This window comes from Hymenobacter volaticus (assembly GCF_022921055.1).
GTDB classification, from domain to species: Bacteria; Bacteroidota; Bacteroidia; order Cytophagales; family Hymenobacteraceae; genus Hymenobacter; species Hymenobacter volaticus.
Window position 1 is genome coordinate 24,651 of sequence record NZ_CP095065.1, and the last position, 17,168, is coordinate 41,818.

Consider the following 17,168-nt stretch of genomic DNA (forward strand, 5'->3'; position numbering starts at 1 on the left):
GCAGGGTTCCGGCTTGCTCGCTGCGGCTACCAGAAGCACGCACCTCGGCAACAGCCTAGCCGATCGGCTCGCCAGGGAGCGGAAGCGAGGAAAACGGGGACAAATGTCTCCGTTTTCGTTTCCCCACAACGCTACTATTGCCAAGGCAAACGGCACCCGAAGTACCCTAATTCTTTAGTAAAATGGCAAACCGTGCAGCAGTCCACCTGGCGCGTAGTACAAGCGGCATCAGGACCCAAACTGATCCTGCGTTCAATGAGAAGTACGCCTGGTCTTGCAGGGATTGGCTACTAGAGATCTAAGATGTCCTCAGCAGTAGGCCGCTTGTCTTAAGCAACTCAAGGAAGGCCACAGGCTACCTCATGATGAAGCTATTCGTTGCTTGCGCGCTAGTCAAGGCCGCGCTCGGCGCTGAATTAGTTTCTTTGCCAGTGGCCAGCGGCCGAAGCACGCCTACCGCACCGCGCTCAAGTTCACCTTCCCCACGCTTAACCGGCCGGTAAGTCAAAAGGGGGTAGCCTACCGCACGGCGTCAAACACCGCTGGGTAAGCACCAAAGCAACTTGGCAAAGGCACCCGTAAGGGGAAAGCGGCCGCTTCTTAGCATTCCCAGCCAAGCACCGTGCGAAGTTGGGGAAGGGGGCACCCGGCGAGCCATCCCTCTGGTTTACAGCAGCCTTTTATCCGCCGCCTTTGGCGACTACCCCTTTCTCTGAAACCCCGCGCGGTTCACTTTAACGCGACTGGCCTACCGGTTACGGGACGAGCCGGCTGGCTTCGTACGTCCCATTTTTCCACTTCTTTTTCCCTTTCCATCCTATGAAACTACAGGACAAAGTTGCCGTTATCACGGGCGGCAACAGTGGCATTGGCTTCGGCATTGCCCAGGAATTTAAGCGCGAAGGCGCTAAGGGCGCTATCGTGGGTCGCAACCCGGAAACGCTGGCTGCTTCGGCCCACGAATTGGGCGATGATTTCTTGGCCCTCCGCGCCGACGTGACGCAGCTCGCGGACTTGGAGCGCGTGTTCCAGACCGTGGTCGACACGTTTGGCAAGCTTGATACGCTGGTCGTCAATGCGGGAGGCGCAACGGCCAAGGGCACGGTCAGTTCCGTCATCAGCACGACGGAGGAGGAATTTCAACAGGCGATCGATCTCAACCTGAAAAGCTTCTTTTTTACCGTCCAAAAAGCCCTGCCGTATCTGCAGGATGAGGCCTCCATCGTGCTGGTGGCTTCCATGGGGGCGCATAAGGCGTTTGCGGGGCTGACGCTCTATACCGCCGCGAAAGCCGCCATCGTGTCGTTTGCCCGCTCGTTTTCGCAGGACTTACTGGCGCGGAATATTCGGGTTAACGTGGTCAGTCCGGGCATTATCGATACCCCGGTGTATGATAAATTTGGGTTGTCAGAGGAAGAAGCAACGCAACAAAAAATAGATCTGGCGGCGGTGGCGGCGCTTAAACGTATGGGAACGCCGAGCGAGATCGGCCGCGTCGCGGTGTTTCTCGCTTCCGAGGATTCTTCTTTTATGCTCGGGTCGGAAGTGTTAGCGGATGGGGGGCCATTAACTTGTAAGGGAGTCCCGTTGCCGGCTTGAATTGCGTACGGTATCCCTGCTAAAATCTAGTATCAAACGGTTCGTTCGTAGCGCGAGCGAACCGGTTGATACTAGATTTTGCTAGTGGTCGCCTGGTCCGCCACCGCGGAGTAGGTCCATTCTTACTATTATGCAGTTGCTTATGTTCCGCCTCACACACTAGCCGGCCAGAAGGTAGCGTTGCCCGCTTCGCCTTACCCCGCGTTCCTCATGCCTCACGCCCAGCACTATTACCCGGCCGATCTGGCGCTGGCCCTGCACCAGCACTGGCCCCTGGCTGCCCCGCCGCTGCCGGCTCCGGCGGTACTCACCGCCTTTCTCTCCACGCTCTACCAGGCGAGTCTGCTGGCCGAAGAGGGCCGCCCCGTCGTCTGCCACCTCGTGCTGGCCACCCAGGCCGAGCTGGAAGCTCAGGCCGGGACGCTCACCGATTTTCACCTGCTGCGCTTTGCCGAGCCCCGCACCTACTCCGAGCAGGAGTTGCGCCGGCTCAGCCCGGCCGTGCAGCAGGCCAGCAGCCTGCTGGTCGTAGCCCCTACCCCGGAGGGAGACTTACACCTGTGGGGAATGCTCTTCAGTGAGCACCAGTGGGACCAACTCGTCGACCAACCGCGCCTGAGTACGGCGCAACCGCCGCGCGCGCTGCTGGTGCAGGTCAGTGGGCCGGGCAGCCTCGTTTTCTATCATGGCGCCCAGCGCGTGCTCACCCTGCAGCGGGGCCGCATCGAGGGCCACGGCTTCGTGTCGTTTCCCCAAGCCTGGGCCGAGGGGCGCTTTGTCGAGAATCGGCAATTAGCTGGCGAAGCCTTGCCCGGCACTGACCTGACACCCGAGCAGTTGGACCTGCTCGTGCGCCTGACCTTGCAGATGCAGCGGCGGGCGCTGACCCGTATTCGCACCAGCGGCCACGGCGCGCTGATCGTGTTGCTGCCTACGGACCGGGTCGCCGCCCTGCTGGCCCCGGCGGCGTGCTCCGCCCCAAATACCGGGTGCTGCCCGGCGCGGCGGGCCCGCGCTTCCCGGCCTTGGCGCAGGCGGTGTTGCGCCGCTTGGCGGCGTTGGGCGACGTGAGCTGGGCCCACTACCAGCAAGCCCATGACGCCGAACTGCTGGCCTTGACGGCGGAAATCGAGCACTTGGCCGACTACCTGGCCGGGCTCGCCGCCGTCGATGGGCCTTGGTGCTCACCCAACAGCTGGCGCTGGTTGGCTTTGGGGTCGAAATTCAAGCCACGCAAGTGCCGCTGGAGCGGGTCTACCGCGCGCTCGACCTGGAGGCCCGCCAGCGCCAGCCCCTGGCCGTCGACCATGGCGGCACCCGCCACCGCGCCGCCTACCGCCTCTGTCTGGCCGCGCCCGAGTGTTTGGCCATTGTCGTCTCGCAGGACGGCGGGGTGCAGTTTGTGCACGAGCAGGCCGGGCAGGTCATCGTCTGGGACCAACTCACCTACTAATTACTTCCCCGACGGCGGGCTGTTCCGGCTTGTTCACCAAGTAACAAGCGGTTTGATGGAAGTAAGTTTCTGTTTGAGGAGCGCAAGCAAGGGGGTGGCCGGTTCTCCGATCTTTGTTACCCGCAAAGCCACGGGCCACCGCTCTAGGTAAGCTCACTTGTTGCTATTCACGCCCTAATTTGCGAATACCATGGACATTGAAAAGGCGAAAGTTTTCCTAACCGGCGGCAACAGGGGTAGTGGCGACGAAACGGCCAAGCTACGGAAAGCCAATGGGCCCCAAGTGGCTATTGGCAGAACCCATGTTGAGGTAACGGGGCGGGCGGCGAAGGAATGGGAGGTGACCGGCTTCCGAGCCGACGTACGCAATCCAAGCTAAGCAAAGTGGTTCTTTCGGCCATGCATGACAGTATTCTGGCGAATGTCGCGCGCCACATCCACCTTACCGCCGAGGAGGCCACCCTCTTTACCGGTTTACTCGTGCCGCAGCACATAGCCCGCGACGGCCAGCTGCTGGGGGCCGGCCAGCGAGCGCTCTACCTCACGTTTGTGGTGCGCGGCTGCGTGCGCACCTATGCGACGGATGCCTTCGACAAAGAACACATTCTAGCTTTCGCGACCGAAGGCTGGTGGTGCACGGACAGCGCGGCCTTCTTCCACCGTACGCCGGCCACCCTCGCCCTACAGGCCCTGGAAGCCACCGACTTGTTGCACCTGAGCCTCGACCACCTGGAACAGCTTTGCCAGCAGGTCCCTAAGTTCGAGCGCTTCTTCCGCATCCTCAGCCAAAACGGCTTTCAGCTCTTACAGCGCCGCCTCGAAGCGCACCTGAAGCTGACGGCCCAGGCGCGCTTTGCGCGTTTTCATCGGCAGTCCCCGCGGCTGCACCAACGGGTGGCGCAGAAGCACATTGCCGCCTACCTGGGCGTCACCCCCGAGTTCTTAAGTATGCTGCGCAAAAAGAAAGCTTAACCCGCCGTTCTTAAATTAGTTTAAGGTGAACTGGCCGGGTTGAGGACGTGCTTTGTAAAGAACTCTAAGCCCTCTTGTATGACGTCCGCCAACCCCTCCCCGGTCCTAACCGGCCCGGGGGCTGACCAGCCCTGGAAGTCAACTTTGAAGTTTTGTTGGCCGCCACGCGCGAGCTGGCCGCCGACCAACCCGTCTTGATGCTGAACCTGTTGCGATATCGGGAACAGGCCGATTACGGCCCCCACTCAACCAAGGCGCCGCGCTCGGGACGGGAAGCGTACCAGGACTATATCCAGGCTTTCCTGGCCCATAATTCGCCCCAGGAAGCCAAAGTCTTCTTTCAAGGCCCCGCGCTGGCGGCCTTGGTGGCCCGCGCGGGGAGCGTTGGGACGAGCTTGCGCTGGTCGAATACCGCAACCTAGCGGTATTCCGCCGCTGGATCGAAAACCCAATCTATACCGCGGAAGCTGCCCCCATTCGGCGAGCCGCTTTAGCTGACTGGCGGCTGCTAATGACCCTGCCGCCAGTTGGGTAAAAAAAGGGAAGGCTGCGCGCTTCCCTGAACTGTAAGCTCCTTATCGGCGGCTAGCCGCCGATAAGGAGCTTACTCCGTTCTTCCTCTCCTGCGCGTCTGATGCCTGGCCCTGGTCCCTCTTATCATTATTCCAACTGATTTAGTCTTAGTCCTGCACGAGCCCTGGCCCGTCGCGGCCTGTCCACCAACGGATATCCCTCGGATTTTGTGCGACACGTCAACAGCAGTTCTTCTGTCCACTTTTGCGCTTGGCCCTTCCTTTGTCTGGCCCTAGAATGAGTTGGCACCAAAAAGAAATTGCGGCGCTGTCGTACCGTTCCTACTGCCGGTTGGCGTGCAATTACTGTTTCAACTGCGAATCCCTATGTATCAATTCCCCTCGATAAGGGGCCCTTATCAAGACTTTATGGCGTTGGAGCGTGCTTTACAGGGCGCCCTTATAAAGTATGCTCCCACGCCGACTATCCGCTCTCGGCAAGTTCCTCTTTACTCACTTGACAACTTTCTAATAGCCCACCTCCTTCTCTGATGCCAGCAAAATAAAATGGAGCTTTCCAATAAGCGACTAATCGAGGAGCGGACGCACGGCCATTGTGGGACTAGTTTAATCAGTTGCGCCTCTCTATTGAGCGATGCCGCAGCTACCCTAAACGGGCCTTCCACAACGAAGGAAGGTTGCTTTTAAACGGCCCTGCGCTGGAAGCAACCTGTAGCGAGCAGGTAGTGGCGTTCTAGCGACTCATTTAGCAACAGGGCGGATTCACCCGGCAAATCATTACCGCATCGTTTTCATTTTGTGAAGCAACTACTTGGCAGCCAGTCACCCATCAGAGAGGGATTTCATTTTGATAGGAACGTCTTACCCGCTAGATTGCTTGGAGTCGCCCTTTTCGTAAGCCTTTTAGAACTCTCCCGTTGGATAAAGTGCTGTCCGAGGACTCAGCGTGTAAATCCGCCCTGTTGCTAAAAGAACCCCTACATGAACTACGCTATATAGTAGCGAGCCACCCGTATTTTCTCGCGTACCAAAAGGACCCACTCACGCCCGGTTCCCGTCTTTGCCGCCGCCACCTTTGTCTAAGCCGCCCCCATGCTACACGCTCGCGCATTTCCCCCTCAGCTGGTGTTACCGTGCTCTGGGGAGCGCTGCTGCTCGGCGGCAGTTCCCTCGCCCGCGCGCAAACGCCCCGTCCCGGGACGAGCGTCGGGCGCCCGGAGGCCCCGCTGGTCCACCGGGCCGGCGAACCGGCGGCCTTGGCGTACGATTTCGGCCACGCGCGGTTTTTGGTCGACAGCGCCGCCACGCGCGGGGCCTGGTCGCTGGTGGAAATCACCGAACAGCCCGGCTACCAAACCCCGTGGCACCGACACGGCACCTGGGACGAGTCGTTTTACGTGCTGGCCGGCACGCTGACAGCGAAGGTGAGGGACACTGTGTACACACTGCCGGCCGGTTCTTATCTGTTGATTCCCCGGGGCACGCCGCACCGGCAAGCCAATCGCGGGACGGTGCCGGTCACGCTGCTGCTCACCCTGCACCCAAGCGGCTTCGAACGCCACCTAAAGGACCGGGTGGAACTCTTCAAAACCAGCCCGCCGGGCAGCCCGTCGTTTCCCGCGAAAATGGCTGCCTTGCGCCAAAAGAATGCGCAATACATTGAAATTCTGGGCACGTGGGAAATGCCCAAACACTGAACAGGCGCACAACGACTGCCGTCGGCACGAATGGAAAAAGCCTCGATTCGTTACCCTATGACGGCTAAGCCCCCGAGGGTGGTGAGCGTAAAGCGCCTCAAGGCCAAGTGATTTGCCCGCTTGCGGCACTGCGGGGAGCGGGGACGTTCATCCAATAAGAGAGGGAAAGCAAAGGGCATCATGGCGAAAGAAGCAATCAAAGGAAGATAGAGGCTGTATCGCGAGGGCCGCGGGCGCATTACAACTACTCACCGCCCGGCCCTTATGGTGAACCCTGCTTTCGGGGAACGCTTGGCAGTTGACCTGCGCTAGGTGCCAACAGGCCGCTGTAGCACGGTACGCGTTTACGAACCTCATCCCCCTAGTCTACGAAACGTGCCGAGGGGATGAGGTTCGTAAACGCCTAAAAGGGAGCCTAGCCCCCGCCAAAATTCTACGCCGGTGGGGACGGCACGGTCGACCGAAGCGCGCACGGATTCCGGGACGTGTCCGAGAAGCAACGTGGCTGTTGCAGAATCCTAACTATACCATGATAACGGTATATCCAAGCTGGTACAAGCTGTAAAATAGGCGTTAAGCAGGTAGTTAAGACTCTCAGGAGGTGGTGAGACAACCGGTCAAACAGACAGCCGAGAGTTCTGCAACAGCCACGAGGGTTTACCCAAACAGGCCCGCGCCATGGTTTACCACGCCCTGGCCCTGGAATCCAGCGCCCCCCTGCCCCCGGACGCGACTCGTCCGGCTCACGCCCGCTCCGCGACTAGCCGCTGCAGGTCTTGGGCATTGTCAAACGCGGCGCCCATGGTATTGTTGAAGTAGGCATATACGTCTTTCCCCTCGTGGAGGTAGTCGTGGATCTGCTCGGCCTGGTCGTGCAGAAAGTCGCGCTCGTAGGACTCGCGGTAGTTGCCCTGCGGGCCGTGGAAGCGCAGATACACAAAGTCTGCCCCCTCGTTGAGTTGGGCGTTTCGGGCGGGGCCTTTGTCGTGCAGCACGAGGCTGGCGCCGTGCTGGTCCAGCAGTTCAAACGTATCCTCGGCATACCAGCTGGGGTGGCGAAATTCCACCGCTTTGCGCCACTCGTGGGCGGGGTCTGCCGCGGCCAGCGCCTGCAAGAGGGCCCGGACCGCGTGTAGCTGGCGAAGGGTGTTACTGGGCGGGAACTGCAGGAGCAGGCAGCCCTTTTTGGGGCCCAACTCCCGGGCAGCATCCATAAAGCGGACCACGCCGGAGAGGTCCTCGGCCAGCGCGGTGGTGTGCGTAATATCGCGCCACAGCTTGAGGGTAAAGTCAAACGCCGGGCCGGTTTCCGCGGCCCAGGCCGCAAACGTTTTGGGCTGGGGGATGCGGTAGAAGGTGCTGTTAATCTCCACCGAGTTAAACAGGGTGGCATAGTAGGTGAGGCGGCTGGTAGCCTGGTAGGCCTCGGGAAAGGTGGCCTTCGGGCCGGGCACGACGATGCCGCTGGTGCCAGTGCGCAGGGTGCCAAGGAGGGCAGGCATGGGAAGGAGGTATACGGGAGGTTCGGGGTAGTACGTGCCACGCTGCCTCGGTGTTTTACCCCCTGCGCCTCTTCACGGGGTCCCAACGGATCAGCTGCTTGTCAGAGTAGCTCTCTTTATAGGCCAGGCAGGGGCATGCTGCTCGAAGGCCCGGCACGCCGCCGAAGGCAACGAGTTGCGCTTCTACGCCGGGTCGCTGCTGCGCCTGCCCGACCAGCGCCCCCTAGGCACGCGCTGCCTCATCGACCGCCGCCCGCGTCGCCCTCCCCGCCGCCACGCAACGGGTGCTCGACCTGCTGGCCGCCCTGGTCAGCCAGGCCATTGCCCTGCGCCTCCCCTCCCTGGCCCAGCCCCGGGCAGCGCCGAGCAGTACCCCGCCCCATCCCACAAGCTACCCAATTGCGCGGGGAGACAACACAAGGGCGAGCTGCTTAACGGGCGCTGAAGGGACAAAATGCCCACCTCAAGTACGTATAGTTGTGATAAGGGGCTCTTATCACACTATATGGAGTTGTTTTTGGCACTTTAAAAGGATCGTGGCTATCGCGGAACTTCTGTAGCAATTTGCTCCCTATCTCTCTACTGCATTTAGCGAAGAGAAACGCTCCTTCCGATTACGATTTCGCCTCCCATTATGGTCAGCCCGTTTCCGACTGGTCCGCTGGTCTGACTCTGCAACAGCCCGTGAGCTAGTTCGAACCGAATAAACGTTTTCTACTCCTCCATTCCCGTCATTCTGCTGTTAAAAGCCTTTCCAACTCGACCCAAAACTGTATGGGTAGCCTTCTCGCTTTCATAGTTCACACGGCATTGATATTTACCTTATACAAAAACTAATACGGGCTACGAGCCATTGAACTGGTACTCTCTGCCGAAGATAAAACCATGGCTTCGCAGAGCCCCGTCGTTGCCGGGTGACCCCGACTTATAGGGGTCCCACTAGAGTAGGAACAGAAAACCACCACGGAATTTCGGTCAGTACCACTTACCAGGTAGCTGGGTTACGCAGCAGGTTCTGGGGCTCTATAGTGAGTTGAGGGCTGTTAAATAAATAGACGAAAATCTCCAACTCGGCGCGCCACCGGCTTGCTAGGTGGCTGCTAGGCTGCCATTAGGTTCATCTCAACCGGGACTGTGGCGGGTAGAAACTGGTCGGAAAGACGTATTCGCTGGGCAGGCTCAGGTGGCAGCAGGAAAGCGCGAGCGCGGGCAGCCCGGGTTATTCTTCTCTGCGCGCCTGTTCGAACTGGTCCTTTAAACAAACAAAATAGGTCTTTTAAACAAAGTCCACCGGTGCCACGCCCTCGACCTTTGTCTCAACGCAAACCACTACTTCTCCTTCGCCATGAGACAAGTTAATTTTCAAGGAGCCCGGCAGCAGCCCTTGGGCTCGGGCTTTAACGCCGCTTCCACCGCCACCGACGTCATCCACGGCGTCGACCTGACCGGCAGAATTGCCATTGTAACCGGCGGCAATGCGGGCATCGGGCTGGAAACCACCCGGGTGCTAGCCGCGGCCGGTGCTACGGTCATTGTGCCGGCCCGCGACACGGCAAAAGCGAAGCGCAATCTGCACGGCATCGCCAACGTGGAGCTGGAAACGATGAATTTGGTGGACCCCGCATCCATTGATGCGTTTGCCGAACGGTTTCTGGCCTCGGGCCGGCCCCTGCATTTGCTGATCAACAACGCTGGCATCATGTGGGTGCCCTTGCGGCGCGACCCCCGGGGCATCGAGTCGCAGCTAGCGACGAATTACCTGGGGCAGTTCCAGCTGGTAGCGCGCCTGTGGCCAGCCCTCAAACAGGCCCAGGGTGCCCGGGTCATCAACGTATCGTCGTTTGGGCACCAGATGGCGCCCTTCAACTTCGAGGACCCTAATTTCCAGCACCGGGAATACCACACGCTCGAGGGCTACGGGCAATCCAAGACGGCCAGCAATCTGTTCACCGTGGCGTTAAACCAGCGCGCCCAAGCCGCCCACGTCCGCGCGTATGCGGTGCACCCCGGCTCCATCAACGGCACCGAGCTTGGGCGTGAAGCCCCCCTCGAGTTATTCCAGCAGATGGGTTTTTGTGATGCGCAGGGCACTATCCTGCCCGAGGTGGCGGCCAAGCTGAAGACCATTGCCCAAGGAGCGGCAACGACGGTGTGGTGCGCGACCAGCCCGCTGCTCGACTCCCTGGGCGGGGTATATTGCGAAGATGGCGACGTGGCCGAATTGGACGAAGGGCAAATCGAGCACCGCCCCGATGATCCGTCCACGGCCCGGGGCGTACAGCCCTATTCGTTGGATGAGAGTAGTGCCCAGCGGTTGTGGACCCTGAGTGAGCAACTGACCGGTATCGCCTTCGCGGCCAACTGAAGTTTAGCTCCGCCTACTGCTACCCCCTCTTTCTTATTTTCCGCGAAGAGGCAACCTGTATCACGGGTGCCAATATGCTGATTGACGTTGAGCAAGTAATAGCGTGTTTACATTAACCGAAGTTTATCTTGGTTACAAACACCCCGCGTGAGCGGAACGGGTTGGCAGAGTGCTGGACTTAACCAGGCTCGCAGCCGCCTGCCCGGGCATTCATTCGCAAGCGGGACCCGTCAGCAACCGAACCCCGAACCCGATGAAATGAGCCATGGAACACGTATCCACCTACCTGACGCCGGAAATCAAGCTGTCCTGTTACGAAGACCATTTCTTTAAATCGGACGTGGTCTTCGACCACCACCTGCTGATCTGGTTCATTTCCGGGCGAACCCGGATTGTGCAGGCCGATGGGGTGCACGACTTTCAAACCGGCGATATCTTTCTGATTCCCCGCAATCAGCCGGCCACCATCCTCAATTACCCCCAAGACGGGTTGCCCCACAAAACCGTGGTTATGTCGCTGACCACGGACATCCTCCGCGCTTTTTACAGCGGCCACCCGGTGAAAGCGGTGAGTGCGCCCGTGCCCAAAATCCGTAGCTTTCGCCGGCATCCGCTCCTGGAGAGTTGCCTGGCTTCCCTGGTGCCCTACTTTGCTTTGGAAGGTCCTTTTTTGCCGGAATTAGCCACCTTGAAGCTGACGGAGGCCATCAGCATCCTGCGCCTGATCGAGCCGGACTTGGACGGCCTGCTGGCCAATTTCGATGACCCGCATAAAGTGGACCTCATCCGCTTTATGGAAAAGAACTACATGTTCAACCTGCCAGCGGAAACCTTCGGCCAGCTCACGGGCCGCAGCCTGACCACATTCAAACGGGACTTCAAAAAAGTTTTCGACACGACCCCGCAGCGGTGGCTCACGCACAAACGGCTGGAATTAGCGCATTACCAACTGGCCGAGCAGCGGAAGAAACCCACCGACGTGTGCTACGAATCGGGCTTTGAAAACCTCTCGCACTTTTCGCACGCCTTCAAAAAACAGTTCGGCTATTCTCCCACGCGCTTGCCCGCCCCACCGGCCGGCCGCAACTCAGCTAGCGAGCGCGAAGCAGGGCGGAATCACGGCTGAATCCGGTTTTTCTTCGCCTGTAAAAACCAGTTCCGGGAGCGCGCAGCCTACTACCGGTCCACCGATGGCTGCCGGCCGCACTGTAAGGCCGTAGTGCACGTGGGGCAAGTATCGGCGGTGGAGATAGGCAAATGCGAAAAGAACCTTGCCTACCACGGCGATACCCAGAACACCGCCGCTCAAATCCAGCGCGGGTGCAAGCACCACCAGGCCAATTTCCTTGCTTCCAAGCACGTATTGGGTGCAATGGCCGCAGACCCGCGAACGAAAACGGAGCCCCGGGAGACGGTTCAGTTGCCAGCAAAGACCGAAAAGGCGGCTTGGTACGCGTGGACTGGGGGAATAAGTAAGCGCGAATGACTTGGGCACACTCCATTCAACCTCAATCTTATGTACGTCAAAAAGAATTACAGCCTGACGGAAACGGCCTTCTTTAATTCCGGCAAACATTTAACCTGGTTGGTTCCCTACACGCTGCTGGTCGCGGGGCTCTACCGCTACACCGCGTTGCACCAGTTTAGTTTCCCCTGGCTGCCCCTGTCCTTGATTGGTACGGCCGTGACGTTTTACGTGGGCTTTAAAAACAACCAGGCGTACGATCGTCTCTGGGAAGCCCGTACCATCTGGGGCGGCATTGTCAACAGTTCGCGCATCTGGGGGTCTAACATCAGAGCGTTGGTGGCACCGGCCCCTTCGGAACCACGACCGAAGAAGTGTTGGCTGAGACCCACCAGGCGCTGATTTACCGGCACATTGCCTGGCTCTACCAGCTGCGGCGGCAGTTGCTGGAGCCCACCGCGTGGGAACACGTCAGCCAGCCCGGCTTATATGGGCAAGACGCCCAACAAAAGCGGCAAACCATCGGGCTCGGGTTGTTCGGGGAAGACCTCACGCAGGAGCAACTGCACCGATACCTAGCGCCGGCAGAGCGGGAAGCCCTGCCCGCCTACCACAATGCGGCCGCCCAGCTACTGGACCAGCAATCCCAGCAGGTGGCGCGCCTGCGAAAAGCCGGCTGCGTGGGCGATGTGGAGCACATGGCCTTACAAGGTATTCTCAATGAGTTCTACGAGCACCAAGGCAAAGCCGAGCGAATCAAAAAAACGCCGTTTCCGCGCCAGTTCGCTAGCGTCGGGTTTATGATGGTCTGCATCTTCATCGCCATGCTCCCGTTTGGGTTGTTCGCGGAATTCAGCAAACTAGGTGACCACGGCCTGTGGGTGGCGATACCCTTGGTGGTCTTGATTAGCTGGGTGTACGTGGTCATGGAACTGGTCGGCGACTATTCAGAAAATCCTTTTGAAGGGCTCTCCAACGATGTGCCCATGCTGGCCTTGAGCCGCAGCATTGAAATCGACTTGCTGCAACAACTGGGCAAAACGGATTTGCCGGCTCCTATTCAGCCCGTTGCCCATGTGCTGTTGTAACCCAAGTACCCGTTCGGCTATGCACCTTGAAGAGGTGGTGGACCGCCCGGATGCTGTCCTCTCGAGTTAGGACCAGTGCCAGCGCCGGGCGGCCCGGGTAGTAGAGTCGGCCGCGGTTTGCCCGTGCAGGGTAAAGGCGAGCAGACACTCAAGAGCCCCCGACCAGAAGCAGGGGATAGCGCATCGAAGCAACAGGTAGCTGAGTTATATACAATATATCACTTATAAAATATGATAATTGACGGCTGCGACTGGCTTCACACGACCCCATCCACGCCCGTCCCACCGACGTCGGAGTACCCGATCTGGTTTTGATAACAGCCCCGCTACCGCCATGTTGTTGTAGCAGAACCCAGCTGTGGCGTGTCAACCGCCGGCAGCCGATCTTTTAAGCATCATCTAAGCTTCAACTCAGCAAGTGTGCTCGGGCTACTCAGTGAAAACCGGCCTGCTTACGGATGCGGCTGAGGGTCTCGCGTGAGACCCCCAAGTAGGAGGCAATCATGTGCAAGGGTATGCGTTGGTAAAAATCGGGAAATGCCTTCACAAATTCCTGATAGCGCACTTCGGCGCTGTGGCTGATGGCCGTATAGAGTCGGTTAACTTGGGCATCCAAATAGTGACCTGCTAATTGATTCTCTAGGGCGTGGAAGGCTGGTACTTCTCTTTTCACTAGCTCCCAGTTTTCTCGTGACCACAGCAGCACTTGCGTGTCCTCCAGCGCCTCAATGGCCCCTTGTGCCGGCAGGCCGGTGCGAAAGCTTTCGGGGTCAGTCATCCACCAGTTCTCGATGGCAAAGCGCAGAATGTGCTCCTCTGCCTCCTCGTCGGTGCGGTAGAGGCGCAACGAGCCACTGACGACGAAGGCCATGTAGCGGCATACGTCCCCTTTGTGCAACAAATGCTCTCGTCGCTTCAGCTTTTTAACTATCGCCGCCGCTTCTAACTGCTCTAACTCGGCGTCTGTAAAAGCGGCTTTGGAAGTTAGGTAGTGTCGGAACGTTTCAACCATGGTGACGCACGTCGTTTGATTGAGCTAACTACGGTAGCTGAACAGCCGCGTTGCCCGACGCGATAGGTAGGTAAAGCCGGTACCCTTCAATTCATATAAGTAAACCCTAGCCCCGGGCTGGGGTTTGGTGCCCCGTTGTTTGGTGAATACGACAACTTTTGTCAAGCAAACCAATGCTGGGGCCCACTCGCCCCATTTGCAGCGGCGCTTAAAAATTGCGCAAACTTCCCAAGGGGATGGGGCTGGCGTAGGGGTCGCCCCCAGTCCTTGGCGGTTGGACGACCCTTAGAACTTGTTTAAGGCCGACCTGTGGCCGGTTAGCCTGAATACTAGGTATGCTAGGTCCCTAAAGCTACCGTGGCGATTCATGCGCAGGCCTTGAAGGCGCTGAATTTGGTGATAAATGTCCTCGTTTCGCCCCGGGCAACTTCCCAATTTTGCTTAACCAAACAGCATAGCCTAGTGCCTTGCTGCCCGACGCTGTGTCAATCACGGGCCCTTCTAAAGCTCAATGACTGTCTAGACGCCTCCCGGCCCGGCGAACAGGCGGTGGATTTTAAAATTCAAACTGAACATGAATAAGCTAACCAACAAAGTCGCCCTAGTTACGGGTGCATCTAAAGGCATAGGCGTTGCCATCGCCACCTATTTCGCCGCCGAAGGGGCCAAAGTGGTAGTGAACTACGCCTCCAGTAAGGACGGGGCCGACCAAGTGGTGCAAGCCATTACGGAGGCTGGCGGCACGGCTATTTCGGTGCAGGGAAACGTGTCGGACGAAGTTGATGTAGCCCGACTGTTTGCCGAAGCCAACGCGGCCTTCGGACCCGTCGATATTTTGGTTAACAACGCGGGAATTTATCAATACGCCCCGATTGAAGAAGTTACGATAGACGCATTTCACCAGCACTTCAACATCAATGTGTTGGGCTCCCTGCTCACTATCCAAGCGGCGGTAAAGCAGTTCGGGCCCGCCGGGGGCAACATCATTAATATCAGCTCGGAGGCCGGCCGAACGCCGTTGCCCACCGGGGCGGTGTATTCGGCTTCCAAAGCCGCCTTGGATGCCATGACGACGGCCTTATCCAAGGAATTCAGCGGCCGCAACGTCCGCATCAATTCCATTTTGCCGGGCGGCGTGGAAACGGAAGGCTCGCACACGCTCGGCTTCATCGGCAGTGAGGCGGAAACCCGCTTGGTGTCTACTACCGCCCTGGGCCGGACGGGGCAGCCCGCAGACATTGCCAAAGTAGCCGTCTTTCTGGCCTCAGATGATGCCGGCTGGATTACGGGGGAAAAGATAGCCGCTTCTGGTGGGCTATACGGTCTATAAACTAGCGCAACCCTAAACTGTAAATATCATGGAACAGAATAATAATAACGGCGCCTTGCAAACGCCACTAGGTTCAGGCTTTACGGCCACGTCCACGGCCAGTGAGGTCATCAAGGGAATCAGTCTGGTCGGCAAAGTGGCTATCGTGACGGGCGGCTACACCGGCATTGGCTTGGAAACCACCAAAACCCTAGCCGCGGCGGGTGCCACCGTCGTTGTCCCCGCGCGAACCCTGGCCAAGGCGCGGGAAAATCTAGCGGGCGTGGTCAATGTCGAGGTAGTGGAAATGGATTTGATGAATCCGGACTCCGTTGACGCCTTTGCCGCCGCGTTTTTGGCTTCTGGCCGGCCGCTGCATCTACTCATTCATAACGCCGGCATCATGTTCGTGCCCTTGCGCCGCAACAGCCGCGGGATAGAGTCGCAACTAGCCACCAACTATGTAGCGCCTTTCCAGCTCACGGCCCGGTTGTGGCCGGCCTTGAAACAAGCGCAAGGCGCCCGAGTAGTCAACGTATCTTCTCTTGGGCACCAGTTTGCCCCCTTTGATTTCGAGGACCCGAATTTCAAGCACCGAGAGTACGATACCATGGTTGCGTATGGGCAATCAAAAACCGCGCTCAACCTGTTTTCCTTGGAGTTAGATAATCAGGCCCAAGCGTTCGGCGTGCGAGCGTATGCAATACACCCCGGCAATATTTGGGGAACCGAACTCCTGCGCGAAGCGCCCCTGGAAATACTGCAGCAATTCGGCTTCTATGACGAGCAAGGAAAGGAAGTACCGGAAGTTATTGCCTCGCTCAAAACTATTCCGCAAGGAGCCGCCACCACTATTTGGTGCGCCACGAGTCCGTTGCTAAACAACATTGGTGGGGTGTACTGTGAGGATGGGGATGTTGCTAGCTTAGCGCTTGGCTCGGGATTTTCAGAAGGCGTCAAGTCCGCCGGGGTTATGGCGTATTCCGTTGATGCCACCGCTGCCCAACGCTTGTGGAGATTGACCGAAGAACTGACCGGCGTCACCTTTGCTACTGCAGAATAGTTCTTTGTTTGGTGTAATCTGATTGCCTGCTGTTACGCATCATCTGCGCCAGTTCACCGGATGTATCCGGCTCGGATAAGGAGGCAAAACGTTGATGGAACCGGGCTTGTGGGGCGATATGCGGGACATAGCCCACAAGTTCGGTTCCATTGGGCAAAACGCGGTAGCCAAAAGCCCGGGCTACGTCGGTGATCCGATAGACTTCTTGTAAGTACGCGGGTAGCATCAGGCAACAGGGAGCAGGTGCTCGGCAGGAAGATCTAACCGTTGAAAGTACCTACGCTTGGCTTATCTAGAGCCTTTGAAAGCTGTTAACAGAAGATGGATGGCTGTTGCAAAAGTAAAGCAGGAGCCACCGAAAGGGAGCAGGTGCTGGTAGCACTATCCCCAACTCATCTGGCTGGCAGGGGTGAAGCGCAGGTACTTCTTCAGATTGTAGGCCATGGCCACTATATACAGGCCTTTGGCCGCCCCTGCTTGACGCTTCTTGCTGAGGTGGCCCAAGCCATAGTACGTGATCAAACTACCCAGGACGGGTTCGACGGGTGAAGCCCGTAGTCGCCGCATGCGTTGGCCGACCCGCGTGGCCAAGCGCGCCAGCATGCGGTCATACTGGACTTTGTAAGGCGTGTGATGCCGTCGCTTTTCCCGCGCCTTTTTGCCCTTGCACTGCTCGGCCAGCGGCCCGCGCTTGCCCTCCCTGGCTTTGGCTATGTAGCGTTTCTTGGCGTTGCCTTGGGCATCGACGTATACCTGATCAAATACGAGCAGTTTACCCTGTTCGCAGGTATAGCTGTCCGTGACGGCATCGTAGATAAAGCCCGGGTGCTCGCCTTTGTACCCGCCCTGGGCCGGAATATAGCCCGTCAGGCCCCGCTCTTCCCGCTGTTCGTAGTTCTCTCCCGAGCAATAGTCAGCATCGGCCACGACGTTCGTGATGAATAGACGAAAGGTATTCAACCGCTGCTGCGTAGCGTCTTGCCTGCTCCTTACGGACTTGCTGCTCGCCCAAGGCTGTGCGAACAAGGCCGCTGGCATCCTCACTCCCGCTCTGTCAAATCCGAGCTGCAACGCTTAGGCGGTATGCTCAAAGCTGCTCGCTAAAGTAAA

At 58.6% G+C, this 17,168-nt stretch carries 19 protein-coding genes; 14 read left to right on the forward strand and 5 right to left on the reverse strand.

Going from position 1 to position 17,168, the window contains the following annotated elements:
* Positions 1-819 precede the first annotated feature (819 nt).
* The 7 genes from MUN86_RS26935 to MUN86_RS26965 all read left to right on the forward strand — a co-directional run bounded on the left by MUN86_RS26935 (position 820) and on the right by MUN86_RS26965 (position 6,254).
* Positions 820-1,599: an SDR family oxidoreductase gene (locus MUN86_RS26935; RefSeq protein WP_245127079.1), complete on the forward strand. Its 780-nt coding sequence runs from the start codon at positions 820-822 to the stop codon at positions 1,597-1,599.
* Between the two features lie 210 nt (positions 1,600-1,809).
* A complete protein-coding gene (locus tag MUN86_RS26940) occupies positions 1,810-2,670 on the forward strand; it encodes a putative sensor domain DACNV-containing protein (RefSeq protein WP_245127080.1) in 861 nt (286 codons plus the stop codon).
* Between the two features lie 106 nt (positions 2,671-2,776).
* The gene (locus tag MUN86_RS26945) at positions 2,777-3,052 is read left to right on the forward strand and encodes a hypothetical protein (protein WP_311182504.1); all 276 of its coding nucleotides are present in this window, start codon (positions 2,777-2,779) and stop codon (positions 3,050-3,052) included.
* Positions 3,053-3,242: 190 nt separating this feature from the next.
* Entirely contained in the window at positions 3,243-3,431 is a 189-nt protein-coding gene (locus tag MUN86_RS26950) for a hypothetical protein (RefSeq protein ID WP_245127081.1), read from the forward strand.
* A 20-nt stretch (positions 3,432-3,451) separates the two neighbouring features.
* The gene (locus MUN86_RS26955) at positions 3,452-4,024 is read left to right on the forward strand and encodes a Crp/Fnr family transcriptional regulator (protein ID WP_245127082.1); all 573 of its coding nucleotides are present in this window, start codon (positions 3,452-3,454) and stop codon (positions 4,022-4,024) included.
* 209 nt (positions 4,025-4,233) lie between these two features.
* Positions 4,234-4,446, forward strand: a complete 213-nt coding sequence (locus tag MUN86_RS26960) for a hypothetical protein (protein ID WP_245127083.1) — start codon at positions 4,234-4,236, stop codon at positions 4,444-4,446.
* Between the two features lie 1,073 nt (positions 4,447-5,519).
* On the forward strand, positions 5,520-6,254 hold the full coding sequence (locus MUN86_RS26965) for a cupin domain-containing protein (RefSeq protein WP_245127084.1): 735 nt from the start codon (positions 5,520-5,522) through the stop codon (positions 6,252-6,254).
* Positions 6,255-6,997: 743 nt separating this feature from the next.
* On the opposite strand, the gene MUN86_RS26970 is transcribed toward MUN86_RS26965, so the two are convergent.
* Complete coding sequence (locus tag MUN86_RS26970; protein ID WP_245127085.1) at positions 6,998-7,756, reverse strand: DUF72 domain-containing protein; 759 nt, start codon at positions 7,754-7,756, stop codon at positions 6,998-7,000.
* Positions 7,757-7,931: 175 nt separating this feature from the next.
* On the opposite strand from MUN86_RS26970, the gene MUN86_RS26975 reads away from it, so the two are divergent.
* The 3 genes from MUN86_RS26975 (at position 7,932) to MUN86_RS26985 (ending at position 11,247) form a co-directional block, all read left to right on the forward strand.
* Entirely contained in the window at positions 7,932-8,201 is a 270-nt protein-coding gene (locus MUN86_RS26975) for a hypothetical protein (RefSeq protein WP_245127086.1), read from the forward strand.
* 900 nt (positions 8,202-9,101) lie between these two features.
* The gene (locus MUN86_RS26980; protein WP_245127087.1) at positions 9,102-10,121 is read left to right on the forward strand and encodes an SDR family NAD(P)-dependent oxidoreductase; all 1,020 of its coding nucleotides are present in this window, start codon (positions 9,102-9,104) and stop codon (positions 10,119-10,121) included.
* A gap of 265 nt (positions 10,122-10,386) precedes the next feature.
* Positions 10,387-11,247, forward strand: a complete 861-nt coding sequence (locus MUN86_RS26985; protein ID WP_245127088.1) for a helix-turn-helix domain-containing protein — start codon at positions 10,387-10,389, stop codon at positions 11,245-11,247.
* Here the strand turns inward: MUN86_RS26985 and MUN86_RS26990 are convergent.
* Complete coding sequence (locus tag MUN86_RS26990; RefSeq protein WP_245127089.1) at positions 11,209-11,481, reverse strand: hypothetical protein; 273 nt, start codon at positions 11,479-11,481, stop codon at positions 11,209-11,211. The genes MUN86_RS26985 and MUN86_RS26990 overlap by 39 nt on opposite strands.
* 156 nt (positions 11,482-11,637) lie before the next feature.
* On the opposite strand from MUN86_RS26990, the gene MUN86_RS26995 reads away from it, so the two are divergent.
* Positions 11,638-11,988, forward strand: a complete 351-nt coding sequence (locus MUN86_RS26995; protein WP_245127090.1) for a bestrophin family protein — start codon at positions 11,638-11,640, stop codon at positions 11,986-11,988.
* Entirely contained in the window at positions 11,964-12,674 is a 711-nt protein-coding gene (locus MUN86_RS27000) for a bestrophin family protein (protein ID WP_245127091.1), read from the forward strand. The genes MUN86_RS26995 and MUN86_RS27000 overlap by 25 nt, the downstream gene beginning before the upstream one ends.
* A gap of 433 nt (positions 12,675-13,107) precedes the next feature.
* On the opposite strand, the gene MUN86_RS27005 is transcribed toward MUN86_RS27000, so the two are convergent.
* Positions 13,108-13,686, reverse strand: a complete 579-nt coding sequence (locus tag MUN86_RS27005; RefSeq protein ID WP_245127092.1) for a Crp/Fnr family transcriptional regulator — start codon at positions 13,684-13,686, stop codon at positions 13,108-13,110.
* Between the two features lie 574 nt (positions 13,687-14,260).
* Between MUN86_RS27005 and MUN86_RS27010 the strand changes: the two genes are divergently transcribed.
* Together MUN86_RS27010 and MUN86_RS27015 are read left to right on the forward strand one after the other, a co-directional pair.
* Positions 14,261-15,016, forward strand: coding sequence for an SDR family NAD(P)-dependent oxidoreductase (locus MUN86_RS27010; RefSeq protein WP_245127093.1), 756 nt, complete (start codon positions 14,261-14,263; stop codon positions 15,014-15,016).
* A 28-nt stretch (positions 15,017-15,044) separates the two neighbouring features.
* Positions 15,045-16,058 carry an SDR family NAD(P)-dependent oxidoreductase gene (locus MUN86_RS27015; protein WP_245127094.1) on the forward strand — a complete coding sequence of 338 codons (1,014 nt, stop codon included), beginning with the start codon at positions 15,045-15,047 and terminating at the stop codon, positions 16,056-16,058.
* Here MUN86_RS27015 and MUN86_RS27020 read toward each other — a convergent pair.
* Complete coding sequence (locus tag MUN86_RS27020; protein WP_245127095.1) at positions 16,045-16,284, reverse strand: hypothetical protein; 240 nt, start codon at positions 16,282-16,284, stop codon at positions 16,045-16,047. The genes MUN86_RS27015 and MUN86_RS27020 overlap by 14 nt on opposite strands.
* A 155-nt stretch (positions 16,285-16,439) precedes the next feature.
* Positions 16,440-17,096: a transposase gene (locus MUN86_RS27025; RefSeq protein WP_280640678.1), complete on the reverse strand. Its 657-nt coding sequence runs from the start codon at positions 17,094-17,096 to the stop codon at positions 16,440-16,442.
* Between the last annotated feature and the right edge of the window lie 72 nt (positions 17,097-17,168).